General features: G+C 72.0%; 19 protein-coding genes. 12 read left to right on the top strand and 7 right to left on the bottom strand.

The window, feature by feature from the left end:
* Positions 1 to 86: 86 nt before the first annotated feature.
* From HHX37_RS07840 to HHX37_RS07830, 3 genes are all read left to right on the top strand, one after another.
* Positions 87 to 2,129: an APC family permease gene (locus tag HHX37_RS07840; RefSeq protein WP_182884951.1), complete on the top strand. Its 2,043-nt coding sequence runs from the start codon at positions 87 to 89 to the stop codon at positions 2,127 to 2,129.
* A 23-nt stretch (positions 2,130 to 2,152) separates the two neighbouring features.
* Positions 2,153 to 3,445, top strand: a complete 1,293-nt coding sequence (locus HHX37_RS07835) for a class I SAM-dependent RNA methyltransferase (RefSeq protein WP_182885072.1) — start codon at positions 2,153 to 2,155, stop codon at positions 3,443 to 3,445.
* Between the two features lie 251 nt (positions 3,446 to 3,696).
* A complete protein-coding gene (locus HHX37_RS07830; RefSeq protein ID WP_182884950.1) occupies positions 3,697 to 4,194 on the top strand; it encodes a hypothetical protein in 498 nt (165 codons plus the stop codon).
* Between the two features lie 47 nt (positions 4,195 to 4,241).
* On the opposite strand, the gene HHX37_RS36375 is transcribed toward HHX37_RS07830, so the two are convergent.
* Positions 4,242 to 4,400: a hypothetical protein gene (locus HHX37_RS36375; RefSeq protein ID WP_259406264.1), complete on the bottom strand. Its 159-nt coding sequence runs from the start codon at positions 4,398 to 4,400 to the stop codon at positions 4,242 to 4,244.
* A gap of 41 nt (positions 4,401 to 4,441) precedes the next feature.
* Between HHX37_RS36375 and HHX37_RS07825 the strand changes: the two genes are divergently transcribed.
* Genes HHX37_RS07825 through HHX37_RS07810 form a run of 4 tightly spaced genes read left to right on the top strand, consistent with a single transcriptional unit; the run spans position 4,442 to position 9,860 of the window.
* Positions 4,442 to 4,843: a helix-turn-helix domain-containing protein gene (locus tag HHX37_RS07825; RefSeq protein ID WP_259406263.1), complete on the top strand. Its 402-nt coding sequence runs from the start codon at positions 4,442 to 4,444 to the stop codon at positions 4,841 to 4,843.
* Positions 4,840 to 5,757, top strand: a complete 918-nt coding sequence (locus tag HHX37_RS07820; RefSeq protein ID WP_182874292.1) for an LLM class F420-dependent oxidoreductase — start codon at positions 4,840 to 4,842, stop codon at positions 5,755 to 5,757. Before HHX37_RS07825 ends, HHX37_RS07820 begins: the two co-directional genes overlap by 4 nt.
* Before the next feature lie 45 nt (positions 5,758 to 5,802).
* Positions 5,803 to 7,296: a 3' terminal RNA ribose 2'-O-methyltransferase Hen1 gene (locus HHX37_RS07815; protein WP_182884949.1), complete on the top strand. Its 1,494-nt coding sequence runs from the start codon at positions 5,803 to 5,805 to the stop codon at positions 7,294 to 7,296.
* Positions 7,293 to 9,860 (top strand): polynucleotide kinase-phosphatase, encoded by a 2,568-nt coding sequence (locus tag HHX37_RS07810; protein WP_182884948.1) that lies wholly within the window; start codon positions 7,293 to 7,295, stop codon positions 9,858 to 9,860. Before HHX37_RS07815 ends, HHX37_RS07810 begins: the two co-directional genes overlap by 4 nt.
* A gap of 196 nt (positions 9,861 to 10,056) precedes the next feature.
* Here the strand turns inward: HHX37_RS07810 and HHX37_RS07805 are convergent, their stop codons facing one another.
* Positions 10,057 to 10,629 (bottom strand): TetR/AcrR family transcriptional regulator, encoded by a 573-nt coding sequence (locus tag HHX37_RS07805; RefSeq protein ID WP_182880012.1) that lies wholly within the window; start codon positions 10,627 to 10,629, stop codon positions 10,057 to 10,059.
* A gap of 87 nt (positions 10,630 to 10,716) precedes the next feature.
* On the opposite strand from HHX37_RS07805, the gene HHX37_RS07800 reads away from it, so the two are divergent.
* Entirely contained in the window at positions 10,717 to 11,088 is a 372-nt protein-coding gene (locus HHX37_RS07800; RefSeq protein WP_182874288.1) for a DUF4267 domain-containing protein, read from the top strand.
* Between the two features lie 39 nt (positions 11,089 to 11,127).
* On the top strand, positions 11,128 to 11,667 hold the full coding sequence (gene mug / locus HHX37_RS07795) for a G/U mismatch-specific DNA glycosylase (protein ID WP_111698074.1): 540 nt from the start codon (positions 11,128 to 11,130) through the stop codon (positions 11,665 to 11,667).
* Between the two features lie 18 nt (positions 11,668 to 11,685).
* Here the strand turns inward: mug and HHX37_RS07790 are convergent, their stop codons facing one another.
* Positions 11,686 to 12,654: an alpha/beta hydrolase gene (locus HHX37_RS07790; protein WP_182884947.1), complete on the bottom strand. Its 969-nt coding sequence runs from the start codon at positions 12,652 to 12,654 to the stop codon at positions 11,686 to 11,688.
* Between the two features lie 111 nt (positions 12,655 to 12,765).
* On the opposite strand from HHX37_RS07790, the gene HHX37_RS07785 reads away from it, so the two are divergent.
* Positions 12,766 to 13,209 carry a MarR family winged helix-turn-helix transcriptional regulator gene (locus HHX37_RS07785; RefSeq protein WP_182874284.1) on the top strand — a complete coding sequence of 148 codons (444 nt, stop codon included), beginning with the start codon at positions 12,766 to 12,768 and terminating at the stop codon, positions 13,207 to 13,209.
* A gap of 31 nt (positions 13,210 to 13,240) precedes the next feature.
* On the opposite strand, the gene HHX37_RS07780 is transcribed toward HHX37_RS07785, so the two are convergent.
* The 4 genes from HHX37_RS07780 to HHX37_RS07770 all read right to left on the bottom strand — a co-directional run bounded on the left by HHX37_RS07780 (position 13,241) and on the right by HHX37_RS07770 (position 15,580).
* Positions 13,241 to 13,870, bottom strand: a complete 630-nt coding sequence (locus HHX37_RS07780; protein WP_182880015.1) for a DUF6879 family protein — start codon at positions 13,868 to 13,870, stop codon at positions 13,241 to 13,243.
* 104 nt (positions 13,871 to 13,974) lie between these two features.
* A complete protein-coding gene (locus HHX37_RS36370) occupies positions 13,975 to 14,103 on the bottom strand; it encodes a hypothetical protein (protein ID WP_259402306.1) in 129 nt (42 codons plus the stop codon).
* An 80-nt stretch (positions 14,104 to 14,183) separates the two neighbouring features.
* The gene (locus tag HHX37_RS35530; protein ID WP_259406262.1) at positions 14,184 to 14,810 is read right to left on the bottom strand and encodes a DUF1707 SHOCT-like domain-containing protein; all 627 of its coding nucleotides are present in this window, start codon (positions 14,808 to 14,810) and stop codon (positions 14,184 to 14,186) included.
* A 2-nt stretch (positions 14,811 to 14,812) separates the two neighbouring features.
* Positions 14,813 to 15,580 (bottom strand): PadR family transcriptional regulator, encoded by a 768-nt coding sequence (locus HHX37_RS07770; RefSeq protein ID WP_182874282.1) that lies wholly within the window; start codon positions 15,578 to 15,580, stop codon positions 14,813 to 14,815.
* Positions 15,581 to 15,942: 362 nt separating this feature from the next.
* Between HHX37_RS07770 and HHX37_RS07765 the strand changes: the two genes are divergently transcribed.
* Complete coding sequence (locus HHX37_RS07765; protein ID WP_182884946.1) at positions 15,943 to 16,665, top strand: metal-dependent hydrolase; 723 nt, start codon at positions 15,943 to 15,945, stop codon at positions 16,663 to 16,665.
* A gap of 208 nt (positions 16,666 to 16,873) precedes the next feature.
* On the top strand, positions 16,874 to 19,648 hold the full coding sequence (locus tag HHX37_RS07760) for an aconitate hydratase (protein WP_111698064.1): 2,775 nt from the start codon (positions 16,874 to 16,876) through the stop codon (positions 19,646 to 19,648).
* The last annotated feature ends 19 nt before the right edge of the window (positions 19,649 to 19,667 follow it).

Below are 19,667 nucleotides of genomic sequence, written 5' to 3'. Positions count from 1 at the left end.
GGCGGACTCCTATTGGAGACAGTATGTCGCCCATGCCGTACACCGCATGACCCGGGCATGGCGCGGGGGGACTAGGCTCAACAGACGTGTCCAAGGTGCCAGATCTTGTCAAGCGGCTCCTCGTGGGGCGTGCCCTGCGCAGCACCCAGCTTCACCACCAGCTGCTGCCCAAGCGTGTGGCACTGCCGGTCTTCGCGAGTGACGCGCTGTCCTCGGTCGCGTACGCGCCGCAGGAGATCCTGGTCATCCTGTCGCTCGCCGGGGTCAGTCTCTACGCCATCAGCCCGTGGGTCGCGGCGGCGGTCGTCCTCGTCATGCTCGTCGTGGTCGCGTCCTACCGGCAGAACGTGCACGCCTATCCCAGCGGCGGCGGCGACTACGAGGTGGCCACGACGAACCTGGGGCCCACCGCCGGGCTGACCGTCGCGAGCGCCCTGCTGGTCGACTACGTGCTGACCGTGGCGGTGTCGGTCGCCAACGGCGCCGACTACGTGGGTGCGACGATCCCGTTCGTCGCCGAGCACCGCCCACTGGTGGCGATAGCCATCGTCGTGCTCCTGACGATCATGAACCTGCGCGGCATCCGGGAGTCGGGTGTCGCGTTCGCCGTGCCCACCTACGCCTTCATGGCCGCCGTCATCGGCATGATCCTGTGGGGCCTGTTCCGCGTGTTCCTGCTCGGTGACGAGCTGCGGGCCCCGACGGCGGACTACCGGCTCCTCGCCGAGCAGACGGACCTCGCCGGGTTCGCGCTGGCGTTCCTGGTGCTGCGCGCCTTCTCCTCCGGCTGCGCCGCGCTGACCGGCGTCGAGGCGATCAGCAACGGCGTCCCGGCCTTCCGCAAGCCCAAGAGCAGGAACGCCGCGACGACGCTGCTCATGATGGGCCTCATCGCGGTCACGATGTTCGGCGGGATCATCTTCCTCGGCCTGGAGTCGGGGGTGAAGGTGACCGACCCGGCCACCGTGGCCAGGGACCTCATCATCGACGGGCACCCGGCGGGGCCCGGCTACTACCAGCAGCCGATCATCGCGCAGGTCGCCTCGGCCGTCTTCGGCGACGGCTCGGCCCTGTTCGTCGTCATCGCCGCGGTGACCGCGCTGATCCTGTTCCTGGCGGCCAACACCGCGTTCAACGGCTTCCCCGTGCTGGGGTCGATCCTCGCCCAGGACCGCTACCTGCCGCGGCAGCTCCACACCCGCGGCGACCGCCTGGCGTTCAGCAACGGCATCGTCATCCTCGCGGCCGGGGCCTGCCTGCTCATCTGGGCGTTCGACGCGGACGTCAGCAAGCTGCTCAACCTCTACATCGTCGGCGTGTTCGTCTCGTTCACCCTCAGCCAGATCGGGATGGTCCGGCACTGGACCCGGCACCTGAGGACCGAGAGCGACGCGAAGGCCCGCTTCCGCATGATGCGCGCCCGGGTGATCAACGGCTTCGGCGCGGTCATGACCGGGCTGGTGCTCGTCGTCGTGCTGGCGACGAAGTTCACCCACGGCGCGTACATCGTCTGTCTCGCGATGCCGCTGCTCTTCCTGATGATGAAGGGCATCAGGCGGCACTACGACCGGGTCGCCGCGGAGCTCGCCGCGCCGGAGGAGACCGAGGTCGACGAGTCGATGCTGCCCGCCCGCAACCACGCGGTCGTCCTCGTCTCCAAGATCCACAAGCCCACGCTCCGGGCCCTCGCGTACGCCAGGGCGACCCGCCCGTCGAGCATCGAGGCCGTGACCGTCAGCGTGGACGCCGGCGAGGTGAGCAAGCTCAAGGACGAGTGGGAGCGGCGCGGCATCGGGGTGCCGCTGAAGATCCTCGACTCGCCGTACCGCGAGATCACCGGCCCGGTGCTGGAGTACGTCAAGTCGCTGCGCCGGAGGTCGCCGCGCGACGTCGTGACCGTCTACATCCCGGAGTACGTGGTCGGCCGCTGGTGGGAGCACCTGCTGCACAACCAGAGCGCGCTGCGGCTCAAGGGCCGCCTGCTGTTCAAGCCCGGCGTGATGGTGACGAGCGTGCCGTGGCAGCTCGCCTCCTCCGACCGGCTCAAGCGACGCAGGGAGCCGTCCGCGCCCGGCGCATCACGCCGTTCCTACCAGCAGCCGTCGAAGGACGCGCAGGTCGGGGCATGACCGATACGAAAGGGGCCGGCCGGATGAACGGGAACGGCAGCACGGCACCGCAGGAGTCCGGAGAGACGCACCCCGCGCGGCTCGAACTGACCGTGGGCGCCGTCGCCAACGGCGGCTGGTGCGTGGCCAGGCACGAGGGCCGGGTCGTGTTCGTCCGGCACGCGCTGCCGGGCGAGCGGGTCGTGGCCGAGGTCACCGAGGAGACCACCCGGTTCCTGCGGGCCGACGCGGTCGAGATCCTGGAGGCCTCACCGGACCGGGTGACGCCGCCCTGCCCGTTCGCCGGCCCCGGCCGGTGCGGCGGGTGCGACTGGCAGCACGCGTCACTGGAGGCGCAGCGCCGGCTCAAGGCCGACGTCGTCGCCGAGCAGTTGCGGCGCCTGGCCGGGCTGGACCACAAGGTCGTGGTCGAGGAGGTGCCGGGGGCGCCGGACGGCCTCGGCTGGCGCACCCGGGTGCAGTTCGCCGTCGACCGGGACGGCTCGGCCGGGCTGCGCAGGCACCGGTCCCACGAGATCGAGCACATCACCGGCTGCCTCATCGCCCATCCCGCCGTCGAGGAGGCCGGGGTGGAACGGCTCGCCTGGCCCGGAGCCTCCTCGGTGGAGGTGGTGGCGGCCTCCGGCGGGGACCGGGCCGTGATCGTCGAGCCCCTGCCGCACCGCAGGGCGACGATCCCGGACGTGGACGCCGCGGTCCTCCTCGACGAGGGCAGGCGGGGGACCCGCGCGCTGCGCGGCCGGGCCTCGCTGACCGAGCGGGTGGGGGAGCGGGACTACCGGGTCACCGCGAGCGGGTTCTGGCAGGTCCACCCCGGCGCGGCGGCCACACTGCTCGGCGCCGTGCTCGACCTCGGCCGTCCCGAGCCGGGGGAGTGGGCCCTCGACCTCTACTGCGGCGCCGGTCTGTTCGCCGCCGGCCTGGCCGAGGCGGTCGGCCCGGAGGGCGCCGTGCTCGGGGTCGAGTCGGATCCGCAGGCCGTCCAGGACGCCCGGATCAACCTGCGCGACCTGCCGCAGGCGCAGATCGAGCGGGGAAAGGTCGAGGAGGCCCTCGGCCGGCTCGGGATCGAGCGGGCCGACCTGGTGGTCGCCGACCCGCCCCGCGCGGGCCTCGGCCGCCCGGTCGTCGAGCGCGTCGCGCGCCTGGAGGCCCCGCGAATCGTCTACGTCTCGTGCGACCCCGCCACCCTGGCGCGGGACATCGCCTGGTTCGCCCCGTACGGCTACCACCTGGAGGACCTGCGGGCGTTCGACCAGTATCCGATGACCCACCATGTCGAGTGCGTGGCGCTCCTGGTCAAAGATGTGATCTAGGCTCTGACATGCTGTGATGCTGGTGGTTACCGTCCAGGAGTCCCCAGCGTCACCCAGCAGAAACCAAGATCATGACGCATGGAGAGCGCACGATCTTGAAAGCGGCTCTCCGGCCGGCCCGGCACCTCACCCGGTCGGCCACCGGGCCGCCGGCTGCGGTTGCCACGCGGCCGGAGCCGTCCAGCCGGAACGGATGCGCGAGGATTGCTGCCATACCGCCGGCGTCACCGTCATTCCAGCGAAATGGTGGGATGCCCTTCAACACCGCGTGGTGGCCATCGACGCACGTGCCCTCCTCGGACCTGCGGCAGAAACAGGCGCGCGAGTGCCCACGAAGAATGTCCATGGGATCCGAAGCGTTCTACGCCACCGTCGCGCAGGTCCTCCCGACGCTGCTCATCGCCCTGACCATCGAGGTAGGGCTGATCCTCCGGTGGTACGACCGTAAGCTCGACGAGCTCCAGCCTCAGGTGAGGTTCCCCTACCCCATCACGCGAGAAACTCCGCAGAGCGAAGTGCAGGTGTGGCGGGAATGGCAGAGGAACGAGCGCGTCCAGGACCGGTGGGTGATCACTGAGATCGCGATCGCCGTGGTGTTTCTCATCGGCGAGATCCTCGCCCTCGTCGCGCTGGGAAGCCACTGGCGCAACGCCTGGACCTTCTTCGGTAGTGGCACCAGTATCGTCCTCCTGTGCCTCGCCGTCGTACTGATCCCCCTCTTTCGCATGAATACGGAGGGGAAGAGTTGAGGCCGCCTCAGAATTGCCCGGGCTGAGCTACTGGATGCGCAGGGTGGTCAGGTCGACCACACTGGCCAGCTCCTCCAAGTGCGGACGTAGGTGACGCACTGCCCTGCCCGGGTCACGGCGATCACCTCGTCGCCCGGTTCGTCGGGTAGGTAGATGCGGGCGGACAGCAGGTGGTGGCCGCCGACGGCGAGCCGTACAGCCTCCACACGGGCCCGTCCCTCCCGGGCAAGGGAGGGCGGGCGTCGCGTTGCACCAGGCGCTGGACACGACCACCCCCGGCGGCCGGCTGGTCTTCCACGTCTTCGCCGGGCTCGCGGAGTTCATCCGCGAGCTCATCGTGCAGGGCACGCAGGAGGGGCTCGCCGCTGCGAGAGCGCGCGGGCAGCGCCTCGGCCGCCCGCCAGCGATGGACGCAGAGATGGTGGCACGGGCCCGGCGGCTGCTGGCCCAGCCCGAGGAGACCGCGTCTAGCATCGCGAAGCTCCTCGGCGTGTCCCGGGCGATGCTGTACCGCTACGTGTCGGAGCTGCAGCCGGAATGGAGGCGCTGCTCGTGCGGGAGTGATCCGGTCCCGGCCGTGCCTCACGCGCTTCGGCGAGCCGGGGCTCACGAGGCGGGATATCCCGAATGCGGGATAATGGACGGATGAAATTGAGGATCTTCACCGAGCCGCAGCAGGGCGCGACCTACGACGACCTGCTCCGGGTGGCGCAGACGGCCGAACGCCTCGGATTCGACGCCTTCTTCCGGTCTGACCACTACCTGCGGATGGGGGACGGCGACCCGGGGCCGGGCCCCACCGACGCCTGGATCACCCTGGCCGGGCTCGCCCGGGAGACCTCGCGCATCCGGCTGGGCACGCTGGTGACCGCCGGGACGTTCCGGCTGCCCGGCCCGCTGGCGATCAGCGTCGCCCAGGTGGACCAGATGAGCGGCGGGCGCGTCGAACTGGGCCTCGGCACCGGCTGGTTCGAGGAGGAGCACACGGCGTACGGCATCCCGTTCCCTCCGCTGGGTGAGCGGTTCGAGCGCTTCGAGGAGCAGCTCGAGATCGTCACCGGCCTGTGGGCGGCGGCGAAGCCGTTCTCCTTCGACGGCGCGCACTATCGGCTGGTGGACTCGCCCGGCCTGCCGAAGCCGGCGCAGCGGCCGCGGCCGCCCCTGATCGTCGGCGGCGGGGGCGCCAAGCGGACCCCGCGGCTGGTGGCGCGGTTCGCCGACGAGTACAACGTGCCGTTCCTCCTGCCCGAGGACACCGCCGCGGCCTTCGACCGGGTCAGGGCGGCGTGCGAGGCGGCGGGGCGGGAGACCGTCCTGCTGTCGGCGGCGCAGATCGCCTGTGTGGGCCGGGACGAGGCGGAGGTCGCCCGGCGGGCCGCCGCCGTCGGCCGGGAGGTCGGCGAACTGCGCGTCAACGGCCTGGCCGGCACCCCGCAGGAGGTCGTCGACAAGATCGGCCGGTTCGCCGAGATGGGCGCGGAGCGTCTCTACCTTCAGATCCTCGACCTCGACGACCTGGAGCACCTGGAGTTGATCGCCACCGAGGTGCTGCCGCACGTCTGAAAAGCCGGTGGCCGGTGAAAGGGGGCATCCGGCACACTTTGCCGGGTGCTCCTGACGATCACGACGACCCTGCGGCCCGCCACGGACCTCGGTTACCTCCTGCACAAGCATCCCGGCCGGGTGCAGGAGTTCGGGCAGTCGTTCGGCACCGCGCGGGTCTTCTACCCGGAGGCGGACGGGGATCGCTGCACGGCGGCGCTGCTCCTGGAGGTCGACCCCGTCCGGCTGGCGCGCTCGCGGGGCTCGTCCTCGCCCGACTTCTCGCTGAGCCAGTACGTCAACGACCGGCCGTACGCCGCGTCGTCGCTGCTGGCGTCGGCGCTCGCCGACGTGTTCCGCACCGCGCGGACCGGGCGCTGCGCCTCCCGGCAGGACCTCGCCGACTCGGCGATCCCGCTGGAGATCACGCTGCCCGCGCTGCCCTGCCGGGGCGGGGCCGACCTCGCGCGGCGGCTGTTCGCGCCGCTGGGCTGGGAGGTCGACGCCGAGGCCGTACCGCTGGATCCCGGCTTTCCCGAATGGGGCGACTCCCGGTACGTACGGCTCGCGCTGCGGGGGCGGGTGCGCCTGGCCGACGCGCTCAACCACCTGTACGTCCTGCTCCCGGTGCTCGACGACGCGAAGCACTACTGGCTGGCCGGCGACGAGGTCGACAAGCTCGTCCGCGCCGGTGAGGGATGGCTCGCCGGGCATCCGGACAAGGCGCTGATCACCCGGCGCTACCTCGGCCGGCGCAACGCGCTGACGCGCGACGCGTTCGCGCGCCTGGCGGAGGTCGGCGACGACGTCGAGGAGGCCCTGGAGCCACCGGTCGAGGAGGAGCCGGGCACCGAGACCCCCGAGACCCCCGAGATCACGGGGCGGTCCGGCGATGACAGCGGTCTCGGGAACGACAGCGGTGCCGGGGGTGAGCCCGCCGAGGCGCGGGTGCCGCTGAACACCCTGCGCCGGGACGCGGTCGCCGCGATGCTGACGGAGATCGGCGCACGCTCGGTGATCGACCTGGGCTGCGGCTCGGGACAGCTGCTCGGCGTCCTGCTGCGCGACCCCGCCCTCACCCGGGTGACCGGCATGGACGTGTCGGCCCGCGCGCTCGCGCTGGCGGGGCGCCGCCTGCGCACCGACCGGATGCCGGACGCCGTGCGCGCCCGCTTCACGCTCTTCCAGGGCTCGCTGACGTACACCGACGCGCGCCTGGCCGGGTACGACGCCGCGGTGCTGATGGAGGTCGTCGAGCACGTGGACCCGCCGCGGCTGCCCGCCCTCGAACGGGTGGTCTTCGGCACGGCCAGGCCGTCCCACGTGATCGTGACGACTCCCAACGTGGAGCACAACGTCAGGTACGAGTTCCTGGCGGGCGACCGGCGGCACCCCGACCACCGGTTCGAGTGGACCCGCGCGGAGTTCGCGCGGTGGGTCGCGGGCGTCTGCGCGGCGTACGGATACACGGCCGATCTGCGGCCGGTCGGCGAGGACGACCCCGAGGTGGGCCCGCCGACCCAGATGGCGGTCTTCGGCAGGAGGGAGGAGCGGCCATGACGGAGGTCAGCGTGCCGGAGCTGTCGCTGGTGGTGCTGGTGGGCGTCTCCGGCAGCGGCAAGTCGACGTTCGCCGCCCGGCACTTCGCGCCCACCCAGGTCGTCTCCTCCGACTTCTGCCGCGGCCTGGTCTCGGACGACGAGAACGACCAGACGGCGACGTCCGAGGCGTTCGACCTGCTCCACCACATCGTGGGCGTCCGCCTGCGGCGCGGCCTGCTCACGGTGGTCGACGCGACCAACGTGCAGTGGGAGGCCCGCAAGCGGCTGATCGAGCTGGCCAGGTCGCACGACGTGCTCGCCGACGCGATCGTGCTCGACGTGCCCGAGGAGGTGGCCCGCGCCCGCAACGCGGCCCGCCCCGACCGGGCCTTCGGGCCGCACGTCATCACGCGGCAGCGCAGGGAGCTGCGCCGGTCGCTCGGCAAGATCTCCAGGGACGGCTTCCGCCGGGTGCACGTCCTTAGCGGCGACGAGATCGACGACGTGACCGTCACGCGCGAGAAGGCGTGGACCGACAGGACCCACCTCACCGGGCCGTTCGACGTCATCGGCGACGTGCACGGCTGCCGCGCGGAGCTGGAGTCGCTGCTGACCAGGCTCGGCTGGCAGGTCGGGCCGGACGGCGCGGTCCACCCCGAGGGCCGTACGGCGGTCTTCGTCGGCGACCTCGTCGACCGCGGCCCGGACACGCCCGGGGTGCTGCGGCTGGTCATGGGCATGGTCGCGGCGGGCACCGCGCTGTGCGTGTCCGGCAACCACGAGCGGAAGCTGGTGCGGGCCCTGGACGGCCGCAAGGTGCGGGTCGCGCACGGCCTGGAGCGGTCGCTGGAGCAGCTCGACGCCGAGCCGGCGGAGTTCCGCGCCGCCGCCCGGACGTTCATGGACGGCCTGATCAGCCACTACCGCCTCGACGGGGGCAGGCTGGTCGTCGCGCACGCCGGGCTCAAGGAGGCCTACCACGGGCGTGCCTCCGCACGGGTGCGGTCGTTCGCCCTGTACGGCGACACGACCGGGGAGACCGACGAGTACGGCCTGCCGGTGCGCTATCCCTGGGCGGACGACTACCGGGGCCGCGCGATGGTCGTCTACGGCCACACCCCGGTGCCCGAGCCGGAGTGGGTCAACAACACGATCTGCCTCGACACCGGCGCCGTCTTCGGCGGGCGGCTGACCGCGCTGCGCTACCCGGAGAGGGAGCTGGTATCGGTCCCGGCCGAGCAGGTCTGGTACGAGCCGGTGCGCCCGCTGACCGCGCGGACGCCCGCCCGTGACCCGGGAGTGCTCGACATCGGCGACGTGGACGGCACCCGTTTCGTGGAGACGCGGTTCGGCGGCCGGATCAGGATCGCGGAGGAGAACTCCCGCGCCGCGCTGGAGATCATGAGCCGGTTCGCCGTGGACCCGCGGTGGCTGGTCTACCTTCCGCCGACCATGGCGCCGCCGGAGACCTCCACGCTGGACGGCTACCTGGAGCACCCGGCCGAGGCGTTCGAGGAGTTCGCCCGCGCGGGGGTGACACGGGTCGTGTGCGAGGAGAAGCACATGGGCTCGCGGGCGATCGCCGTGCTGGCGCGGACGCCGGAGGCGGCGGCGCGCCGCTTCGGAATCGCCGACGGCACGGCGGGCAGCGTCTACACCCGCACGGGCCGGCCCTTCTTCGACACGCGCATGCCGGAACTGGTGGACCGGCTGCGCGAGGCGTGCGCGCCGCTGTGGGAGGCGCTGGACACCGACTGGGTGGCGCTCGACTGCGAGCTGCTGCCCTGGTCGGCCAAGGCCGAGGGCCTGATCCGCGACCAGTACGCCTCGGTGGGAGCGGCCGCGCGGGCGTCGCTGCCCGCGGCGGTCGCGATGCTTGAGACGGCGGCGGAACGTGGCCTGGATGTAGGCGCTCTGCTCGACCGCACCCGCCGCCGCGCTCACAACGCTGCCCTGTTCCGCGACGCCTATGCCCGTTACTGCGGGCCGGTTTCGGGTCTCGACGGCGTACGGCTCGCACCGTTCCAGATCCTCGCCTGCGAGGGCAGGGCGACGGCGGTGGACGAGCCGCACGAATGGCACCTGAAGACCCTCGGCCTGATCGACTCCCCGCTCGTCACCGCGACCCGTCACCGGTTCGTCGACCTGGGCGTACCGGAGGAGCGCGACGCGGCCGTGGCGTGGTGGACGGACCTGACCGAGGCCGGGGGCGAGGGAATGGTGGTCAAGCCCGCGTCCTTCACCCCCGTTCAGGTGGCCGGGGCGCCTCCGGCCGGGGTCCGGGAGGCCGGCCCGGCCGGCGAAAGGCCCGAGGACGCGCCGCGGCCGGTGAGGGCGCAGCCCGGCGTGAAGGTGCGCGGCCGGGAGTACCTGCGGATCGTCTACGGCCCCGACTACACCGAGTCGCTCGGCCTGCTGCGCCGCAGGTTCACCGGCAGGAAGCGCTCGCTCGCGCTGCGGGAGCACACGCTCGGGCTGGAGGCGCTGGCGCGCCTCGCGGAGGGGGAGCCGCTCTGGCGGGTCCACGAGGCGGTCTTCGCCGTGCTCGCCCTCGAGTCGGAGCCGGTCGACCCCCGTCTGTGAGACCGGACAGCCCCCGGGTACGGCCTTCCGCTCACGCGACGGGAGCCGTGCCCGGGGGCCGGGTTCCGCCGGCCGTTCTCGGGCCGCCCGCACCGGGGACCGGACGCGCTGCTCCTCGCCGTACAGGAGGGCGTCCTTCTTGCAGGCGAGGGCGCGGGGCGACCGCCTCGGGCTTCCCGAGGCCCGGCGGCGGGGCTCAGCCCGTGAAGCGGGCCAGGAACAGCCTGAGCCTGAGCTCGTGGTGCTCGCGCGGCAGCCGCCCGCCGCGCATGAGGGTCACCAGGCCGTGCAGGGCCGCCCAGAAGGTCTCGGTCAGCGCGCCCAGGCTGTCGCCGCCCGAGTAGGGGCGGACGGCCTCGGCCAGCTCGCCGAAGGCCGCCTGAAGGGCGGGCGGCGCCTCGGGGGTGGCGAACGGCAGCGGGACGATCTGGCTGAACATCACGTCGTAGAGGGCCGGGTGCCGGTCGGCGAAGGCCATGTAGGCCGCGCTGACGCCGGCGATGGCGCGGCGGGCGTCCGGCGCCGCGGTCCTGGCCGCGCGCAGGTCCACGGCCAGGTCGGCGCAGCCCTCCACGGCGACGGCCGCCATGATCGCGTCCTTGCCCTTGAAGTGGCTGTAGAGCACCGGCTGGCTGTACTCGACGCGCTCGGCCAGCCGCCGGGTCGTGACCGCTTCCCAGCCCTCGGCCTCGGCCAGCTCCCGGGCAGCCGTGATGATCAGCTTCTCCCGCTCGGCGCGCTCCCGCTCCCTGCGTGACTGGATCGACATGTCCGAACTCTAGCAGCGCTAGTGTTTATGTCGATGCTCTGCTAGCGTCATTATTGTTCCTAGCGCTGCTAGTTCCCGGAGAGAGACATGCTCACCCCCATCGCGTACGGCCTCGCCGTCGTCCTCAACCTGTTCGTCCTGTTCATCGGAGCCCGTTTCCTGCTCGCGCCCCACGCGGCGGCCGCCGGATACGGCGTCCCGGCCAAGAAGGACGGCGACGTCGCCTACCTGACGATCAAGGGCCTGCGTGACGGGGGCTACGGTCTGCTGGGCCTGGCCCTGCTGGCCTTCGCCGGCGCCCGCGCCGAGGCCTGGTACATGCTGATCGTCGCTCTGTTGCCCCTGGGCGACACCCTGATCGTGCTGCGCAACGGCGGCACCCGGGCGGTCGCCTTCGGCATCCACTTCGCGACCGCCGTGATCGTGCTCATCAGTGCCGCCCTGCTCTTCGCCGTCTGACCCCCGCACCCCAGGAGCGGGCGGCACTAGCATCGCGGCATGGCCCCCACCAAGGCCGACCTCGAGGCGGCCAGGAACGCGACGATCGAGGACGTGCTCGGCCCCCGGCTCGACGTGCTGTTCTGCGGGATCAACCCCAGCCTCTATTCGGCCGCGACCGGTCACCACTTCGCGCGGCCGGGCAACCGGTTCTGGCCCGCCCTGCATCTGTCCGGGCTCGTGCCGCGCAGGCTCGCGCCGTCCGAGCAGCACCTGCTCCCGTCGTACGGGCTGGGCATCACCAACATCGCGGCCCGGGCGACCGCCCGTGCCGACGAACTGGACCCGGAGGAGCTCCGCGTGGGCGGCGAGCGGCTCGCGCGGCTGGTGGCGGAGGTCCGGCCCCGCGTCCTGGCGGTAGCGGGGGTGTCGGCCTACCGGGTCGCCTTCGCGCGACCCGCCGCCCGGATCGGCCCGCAGGAGGAGACGATCGGCGGGACGGCGCTGTGGGTGCTGCCCAACCCCAGTGGGCTGAACGCCCACTGGAGGCTGGAGGCCATCGCGGCCGAGATGGCCCGCCTGCGCCCACCGCGGGCCTGACGGGATCGACCGCGGCGGTCAGGGACGGCCCGCCCCGGGCTCCTCAGGGTTCTCAGGCTCCTCCGGGTCCAGGCACCGGTCCGCCTGCGCGCCGTACCCGGCCTGCACCCGTGCGGACAGGAAGCGGGCGGCCTCGTCGAGCGCCTCGTCGGCCTCGTCGAGGTGGCCGAAGTGATTCTGGAAGACGTGCGGCACCTGCGGCCAGACCCGCAGCGTGACCGCCACCTCGTCGGCGGCCGCGCGTCCGGCGAGCCGGACGGCATCGTCCAGCAGGAGTTCGTTCGAGCCGGCCTGCACCAGCAGCGGGGGCAGGCCTCGCAGGTCGGCGAACACGGGGCTCGCCAGCGGCTGGGCGGCATCCTGACCCGCCAGGTAGGGGGTGGCGAAGGCCTGGATCGCCTGCCGGGTGAAGATCGGGTCGGCGTCCTTTTTCGTACGCATGCTCTGCCCGCCGAGTGTCAGGTCGGCCCACGGGGAGAAGACGACGGCGCCGGCCGGCTGCGGCAGGCCGGCGTCGCGGGCCGCGACCAGGGTGGCGACGACCAGCCCGCCGCCCGCGGAGTCCCCGGCGAGCACCAGTTCCTCCGGTCGCACACCCCCGTCGAGCAGTGCCCGGTAGGCGGCGAGGCCGTCGTCCACCGCGGCGGGGAAGGGATGCTCGGGGGCCAGCCGGTAGTCCAGGGACGTCGCCCGCAGCCGGGCACGGCGCGCCAGCTGGGCGGTGACTCCCGCGTGCGTGCCGGGCGACCCCAGGACGTAGCCGCCGCCGTGGAAATGGAGCAGCCGCCCGCGGCCGGTGGCGGTGGCCGGGGTCAGGTCGAGCGCGGGACGGCCGGCGAGCACGGTCTCGTGGGCGGCGACGTCGCCGGGCAGGGGCCGGGAGAGTGCCTGGGCGAATCCGGCGCGCTGCTCCGCCAGCGTCGGGTTCGTGGGGGCGGGGGCGTTGCGATGCAGGGCGTCGACGGCCTCGCGCTGCAGGCGGGTCATCCGGACCTCCATGATGTCGGGGGTGAGAGGATGCATTCCGTGGAATGCACATGTGGTCCCCAAGTAGATTCCGGAGAAGATGATTCCCTGGAATCAATTGAATCGGCGGATGTGACGGACATCACTCGCCTGTTCACCGATCTCGTCCGCGTCGAGACCCGCCTGTACAACGCGGTGAGCGACCGGCTGCGCGCCGAGCACGGCATCGGCCTGGGTCAGTTCGAGTTCCTGCAGATCATCGACGGCCGCCCCGGGTGCCGGGTGCTCGACATCGTGCGCGAGGTGGGGATCACCGTCGGAGCCGTGAGCAAGGCCGTCGACCGGCTCGAGAGCGCGGGTTTGTGCGTGCGCGCGGCCCATCCGGAGGACCGGCGGTCCTCCGTCCTCAGCCTCACGCCGGAGGGGTCCCGGCTCCTGGCCGCGGCCCGCCCGACCCTTGAGGCCGAGCTGGCCGCCCGCACCGCCGCCGTCCCGGCCGCCGACCTCGCACGGACCGCCGGGACGCTCGCCATCCTGCGCACGGTGCTGGAGGAGCACCAGCGGGACGGGGCCTGAGCCCTGTCCCGCCGGCCGGAACGGGCGAGTCTCAGGGGTGGCCCGGGTGGGAGAGGATGCGCCAGGGCGAGGGAGGCGGCAGGGGCGCCACCTCACGGTCGTGGAAGGCCACCATGTCCTCCGCCTCCGCGTACAGCTCGGCGATGATCTCGGCGCACTCGTCGATCACGGCCGGGTCGGTGATCCGCCGGCCGCCCACGTGCGCCCCCATATCGTCGTAGAGGACCTCGTACATCAGGCCCGGGCCGAGGATGAGCAGCTCGGGCAGGGGTCCGCGGTCCTCCAGGTGCCGCACCGACCGGGCGTGCAGCGCCCTCGCCCGCTCACCCGCCCGGGTGCGGGCCGCGAGCAGGACGATCTCCCATTGCAGGTACGGCGTCGGCGGCGTCTCCACGATCCGCAGGCGGCGTAGCTCCGCCCGGGGCGGGAGGTCGTCGGCGAAGCGCATCTCGCCCATCAGCGCGAGCGCCCGGTCCCAGTCTCCGCTCACCATGGCGACCCAGCTCGGCGTGTCGGGCTCGTGGAAGTGCTGGGCGCGTTCCAGCTTCCACACCACACCCTCCACCTCCCGCAGGTGCTCGTAGAGCTCGGTCCGGTACTCCGCCGCGGGGAGGACTTCTCCCGCGACCTTTCTGACGTGCTCGAACGCTTCTCCGGGCATGGGGCCTCCTCGGCCGAAGCCGAATAGTGGTCGGAGCGCGCCCGGCCCCGGCCCGGATCGAGGAACGTGGCGCGCGTCGATCTTCCGCGGACGTGTGGCGCGTGTCAGTTCCCCGTCGAGTTGCTGCAGGCGCTCGTCTCCGCGGCGTCCAGCAACCTGATCCTGATCTGCCTCGTCCCCGCCGTTCGCTCGGTCTGCGGCACCACCTCGGGTTCCGGCTCGGCTGCCTGCATATCACCCTCCGTTCATCGGGGTGGCCGCAAACTCTCCCCCGAGGGCGACATGTCGATCGTTGGCCTCCGTCGATGCCGGGTCAAGGCCCAATTCGCGAGCGGCGCGGCCGGTGCCGGTGCCGGGCGAGGCGGAGGACCGTCGTCACCAGCCAGGCCAGGAACAGCAGCTTGGCGACCAGGAACAGCGGCCAGGCGAACCCGGAGACGAACGCGACCACGAGGACCACCGCGGCGACGAGCGGCAGGACCGGCGGCCCAATCCTCGGACGCCTCGCGCCCGCCCAGTGGGCCCCCCGGGGCGCGCCCCACGCCGCCCCCCAAGGCGCCGCGTACGGCGGCCGCCCCCAAGGCGCCGCGTACGGTCCCCGGGCCGCGCCGTACGGCCCCCAGGCCGCGGGGAAGCCGTGGCGGTGGTGGTGATGCCCGGGGTACGGCGATCCGGGCAGGGGAGCCGCGTTCCGGAAGTCGGCCCGGACGTCGGGGAGGAGGTCGGCGGTCACCCGCCGCAGGTCCTCCTCCGTACGGGCGGCGAGGGTGGCGTCGAGGCGTTCGTCGAGTTCCTCGCGGGTGATGCGGCCCTGCGCGAACGCGTCGTGCAGGACCCGCATCACCTCGTCGCGCTCCCTGTCGCCGATGCGCAGGGCGCCGGCGGGGGGCCGGCCGGCCCCGCCGCCACGCCCGCCGCCGGTGTCGTCGGGGAATGCCATGGTCACTCCTCGGCGGGGTCGCCGTCGGCGAGGATCCGGTAGAGCTGCCGCCGGGTCTCGGTCAGGACCTGCCTGGCCTGCCTGATCTGCCCGTCGCTGCCCGACTGGGCGATCTGGAACAGCGCCGACGCCGCCTGCCGGGACAGGCCGAACAGCTCGTGGACGTCGTCCCCGATGTCCGGCGTCATCTCCTCCCAGGGAGCGCGCACCTCGGTCTCGTGCTGCGCGACGTACTCCCGGCCGGCCTCGGTGAGCTGGAACGTCTTGCGCCCGTCGGTCTCCTCGGCACGGACCAGGCCCTCGTCGCTGAGCTGCTGGAGCGCGGGGTACACCGCGCCCGGGCTGGGCTTCCAGCCGCCCTGGCTGCGCTCGGCGATCTCCTGGATGATCTGGTAGCCGTTGCGCGGCTCCTCCGCGAGCAGGGCGAGGATCGCCGCGCGCACGTCACCCCGCTTGGCCTTGCGGGGCCGTCCGAAACCCCGGCCGCCGAACGGGAAGTTCCCGCCCGCCCACGGCCCGAACGGGCCGCCAGGGCCGCCCGGACCGAAACCGCCCCACGGGCCGCGCCCCCGCATGCCGCCCCTGTGCCGGTGCTCGTGCGGACCGGTCTCCTGATGCTCCTGGTGCCACATGGCCGCCTCCTTCATGTTCGCGTACGCCCGGCGCAGGGCGCGCCGCAGGTGGCGGCGCATCTCGTCGCGGAGCGCGTCCCGGGCGTCCCGGGGGTCGTGGCCGGCCCAGGGCCCGCCGAACGTGTGTGCCTGGCTCATCGCGTGTCCCTTCTTTCCGATCCGTTCTCGATGCCTCAACGATATATCGAGATTGTTCTCCTGGCGCATGCGGGGAAGAGTGATGTAGCTCACCCGGAACTTTTTCCGGTTGCGGGGAACACCGGCCGAGACCGTAGCGTTATCTGCCACAGGCGGGATCGTTCTGCTCTGGGAGGGCTGGGGGGTGCTCTTGGAGCGGGACGATCCCGCACCCTTTTCTCGCGGCGGCCCGTCCCGCCGCGTTCTTCGCCTCCGGGGCTGCCGCGGCGCCGATGACGAGAGCCCGACACAGCTCCGGCCTCGTGGGCGCTTCGCGGATTTTGTCGGTGCTTTGCCGTACAGTCTCAAGGCGTGATCTTGACATGATGGGGCACTCGCACGCCCTCAGCGGGGCGGCGGTGTGGCTCGCGGTCGCGCCGGCCCTGGTGGCGCTGCCGGGCGTGGTGGGCCATGCGGAACTGGCGACGCTGACGGGCCCGATCCTCACCCCGCCGGAACTCGTCGCGGGGGCGGTGGTCTGCGCGGGCGCGGCCATGCTGCCCGACCTCGACCATCCGAGCGCCACGATCGCCCAGACGTTCGGCCCGGCGACCTACCTGCTGAGCAAGGGCGTCAACTTCGTGAGCGGCGGGCACCGGCACGCGACGCACTCGTTGCTGTTCAGCGTCGTGATGGGGGTGGGCGCGCACCTGCTCGGCGACCGCTACGCGGTGGGCCGCGACATCCTGGTCGTCCTGATGATCGGCCTGGCGCTGCGCGCGGTGGGGCTCGGCGTGCCCGGCAAGACGCTCATCTCCGCGGTGGTGAACGTCGGGATGACCGCCGCGCTGTTCCTGACGTTCATGACGCTCGGGGTCACCTACTCCTGGCTGGGGATCGCCATCGGGGTCGGCTGTCTCGTGCACGTCATCGGCGACTGCCTGACCGAGCGCGGCTGTCCCGTCTTATGGCCGATCAAGGGGCGCTGGCTCCTGCCGTTCGACATCGGCATCAAGACCGGCAGGGCTTTCGAGAAGCAGTTCCTCGGCCCGGCCCTGTCGATCGTGGTGATCGCGCTGCTCTGCCTGCGGCTGATGCCCGCCTGAGCGCGGGCCGGCGGCCTGCGGAGGCGCGAAATTCGGGCATCTACTCGCAAGTAACTTGATGTCGAGATATCCGGGGAGATATCTTGATGTCGAGACATCCTCGCGCCGCACAGGTAAGGGCGACCTCATTGTCAGGAGTGTTCCTTCGGTGCGGGAGGATGCATAGCGAACTTGTGAACAAGCCCGGAACCCTGGGGAGGCGAACTTCGTGTCCGCGAACAGCTTCGGCAGCCGTGACACGCTGCGCGTCGGTGACGCGTCATACGAGATCTACCGGCTGGACGCCGTCGAGGGGTCGGCGCGCCTCCCGTACAGCCTGAAGATCCTGCTGGAGAACCTGCTGCGCACCGAGGACGGCGCGAACATCACCGCCGACCACATCCGCGCGCTCGCCGGCTGGGACCCGAACGCCACGCCGAGCGTGGAGATCCAGTTCACCCCGGCCCGAGTGATCATGCAGGACTTCACCGGCGTCCCGTGCGTGGTGGACCTCGCCACCATGCGTGAGGCCGTCCGCGACCTGGGCGGGGACCCCGCGAAGATCAACCCGCTGGCCCCCGCCGAGATGGTCATCGATCACTCGGTCATCGTGGACTACTTCGGCCACCCCGACTCCTTCCAGCGCAACGTCGACCGGGAGTACGAGCGCAACCGCGAGCGCTACCAGTTCCTGCGCTGGGGCCAGACGGCCTTCGACGAGTTCAAGGTCGTGCCGCCGGGCACCGGGATCGTCCACCAGGTCAACATCGAGCACCTGGCCCGGGTCGTCATGATCCGCGACGGCCGGGCGTACCCCGACACCTGCGTGGGCACCGACTCGCACACCACGATGGAGAACGGCATCGGCGTCCTCGGCTGGGGCGTCGGCGGCATCGAGGCCGAGGCCGCGATGCTCGGCCAGCCGATCTCCATGCTGATCCCCCGGGTGGTCGGGTTCAAGCTGACCGGCAAGCTGCCCGCCGGCGCCACCGCCACCGACCTCGTGCTCACGATCACCGAGATGCTGCGCAAGCACGGCGTCGTCGGCAAGTTCGTCGAGTTCTACGGCGAGGGCGTCAGCAGCGTGCCGCTGGCCAACCGCGCCACGATCGGCAACATGAGCCCGGAGTTCGGCTCCACCTGCGCCATCTTCCCGATCGACGGCCAGACGACCGACTACCTCACGCTCACCGGCCGCTCGCCCGAGCAGGTCGCGCTGGTCGAGGCGTACGCCAAGGAGCAGGGCCTGTGGCTCGACCCCTCGGCCCCCGAGCCCGTCTTCAGCGAGTACATCGAGCTCGACCTGGCGACCGTCGTCCCGTCGATCGCCGGGCCGAAGCGCCCGCAGGACCGCATCCCGCTGTCGGACGCCAAGTCGGCCTGGCGCGCGGCGGTGCGCACGTACGTCACGGACGAATGCATCGAGGGCCCCGCCGACGAGGCGTCGGCCGAGTCGTTCCCGGCCTCCGACTCGCCCGCGATCTCCCACAGCGGGGCGGGCGACGTGCCGCACGCCGTGCGGCGTAACGGCGAGCGGCCGCACCGCCCGACGCGGGTCACGCCTGCGGACGGCGCCTCGTTCGAGATCGACCACGGCGTGGTCACCATCGCCGCGATCACCTCCTGCACCAACACGTCCAACCCGTACGTCATGCTCGGCGCGGCCCTGCTCGCCAGGAACGCCGTGGACAAGGGCCTGGCGCGCAAGCCGTGGGTGAAGACCTCCCTCGCCCCGGGCAGCCAGGTCGTCACCGGCTACTTCGAGCGGTCCGGCCTCCAGCCGTACCTCGACAAGCTCGGTTTCAACCTGGTCGGGTACGGCTGCACCACCTGCATCGGCAACTCCGGCCCGCTGGACCCGGAGATCTCCGAGGCGATCCAGGAGAACGACCTCGCGGTCACCGCCGTGCTGTCGGGCAACCGCAACTTCGAGGGGCGCATCAACCCCGACGTCAAGATGAACTACCTGGCCTCGCCGCCGCTGGTCGTGGCGTACGCGCTGGCCGGGACGATGGACATCGACCTGAACAACGAACCGCTCGGCGTCGGCGCCGACGGGCAGCCGGTCTTCCTCAAGGACATCTGGCCCGCGCCCGAGGAGGTCGCGGCCGTGGTGTCCGAGTCGATCGGCCAGGACATGTTCCTGCGCGACTACGCGGACGTGTTCAAGGGCGACGAGCACTGGCGGTCGCTGCCGATCCCGACCGGTGACACCTTCGAGTGGGACTCCGACTCGACGTACGTCCGCAAGGCGCCGTACTTCGACGGCATGCCCGCCAAGCCCGAGCCGGTGACGGACATCAGGGGCGCCCGGGTTCTCGCCAAGCTGGGCGACTCGGTCACGACCGACCACATCTCGCCCGCCGGATCGATCAAGGCCGACACTCCGGCCGGTCGCTACCTGCGCGAGCACGGCGTCGAGGTCAGGGACTTCAACTCCTACGGCTCCCGCCGGGGCAACCACGAGGTGATGATCCGCGGCACCTTCGCCAACATCCGGCTGCGCAACCTGCTGCTGGACGGCGTGGAGGGCGGCTTCACCCGCGACTTCACCAAGGGCGGGGAGCAGGCGTTCATCTACGACGCCTCGCAGAACTACCAGGCCGCCGGCATCCCGCTGGTCGTCCTGGCCGGCAAGGAGTACGGCTCGGGCTCGTCGCGCGACTGGGCGGCCAAGGGCACCGCGCTGCTCGGCGTCCGCGCCGTCATCGCCGAGTCGTACGAGCGCATCCACCGGTCGAACCTGATCGGCATGGGCGTGCTGCCGCTGCAGTTCCCCGAGGGCGAGACGGCGCAGTCGCTCGGCCTGACGGGCGAGGAGACCTTCGACATCGTCGGCGTCGAGGAGCTGAACGCCGGCGCGACCCCCGCCACCGTGACCGTGCGGGCCGGGGACGTCGAGTTCCAGGCCGTGGTGCGGATCGACACCCCGGGAGAGGCCGACTACTACCGCCACGGCGGCATCATGCAGTACGTCCTGCGCTCCCTGCTCGCCAAGAGCTGACACGTTCGGCGCAAGCCGG

The organism is Microbispora sp. H10885 (assembly GCF_014161415.1).
Taxonomy (GTDB): domain Bacteria; phylum Actinomycetota; class Actinomycetes; order Streptosporangiales; family Streptosporangiaceae; genus Microbispora; species Microbispora triticiradicis.
This window is presented reverse-complemented; position numbering and strand designations above follow the sequence as displayed.

Coding starts and splice junctions, on each gene's coding strand:
- HHX37_RS36370 (WP_259402306.1), bottom strand. CDS start 14,103: ATGCAGGCAGCCGAGCCGGAACCCGAGGTGGTGCCGCAGACCGAGCGA.
- HHX37_RS07835 (WP_182885072.1), top strand. CDS start 2,153: ATGAACGGGAACGGCAGCACGGCACCGCAGGAGTCCGGAGAGACGCAC.
- HHX37_RS07830 (WP_182884950.1), top strand. CDS start 3,697: ATGCCCTTCAACACCGCGTGGTGGCCATCGACGCACGTGCCCTCCTCG.
- HHX37_RS35530 (WP_259406262.1), bottom strand. CDS start 14,810: ATGGCATTCCCCGACGACACCGGCGGCGGGCGTGGCGGCGGGGCCGGC.
- HHX37_RS07820 (WP_182874292.1), top strand. CDS start 4,840: ATGAAATTGAGGATCTTCACCGAGCCGCAGCAGGGCGCGACCTACGAC.
- HHX37_RS07765 (WP_182884946.1), top strand. CDS start 15,943: ATGATGGGGCACTCGCACGCCCTCAGCGGGGCGGCGGTGTGGCTCGCG.
- HHX37_RS07790 (WP_182884947.1), bottom strand. CDS start 12,654: ATGACCCGCCTGCAGCGCGAGGCCGTCGACGCCCTGCATCGCAACGCC.
- HHX37_RS07800 (WP_182874288.1), top strand. CDS start 10,717: ATGCTCACCCCCATCGCGTACGGCCTCGCCGTCGTCCTCAACCTGTTC.
- HHX37_RS07780 (WP_182880015.1), bottom strand. CDS start 13,870: ATGCCCGGAGAAGCGTTCGAGCACGTCAGAAAGGTCGCGGGAGAAGTC.
- HHX37_RS07805 (WP_182880012.1), bottom strand. CDS start 10,629: ATGTCGATCCAGTCACGCAGGGAGCGGGAGCGCGCCGAGCGGGAGAAG.
- mug (WP_111698074.1), top strand. CDS start 11,128: ATGGCCCCCACCAAGGCCGACCTCGAGGCGGCCAGGAACGCGACGATC.
- HHX37_RS07810 (WP_182884948.1), top strand. CDS start 7,293: ATGACGGAGGTCAGCGTGCCGGAGCTGTCGCTGGTGGTGCTGGTGGGC.
- HHX37_RS07770 (WP_182874282.1), bottom strand. CDS start 15,580: ATGAGCCAGGCACACACGTTCGGCGGGCCCTGGGCCGGCCACGACCCC.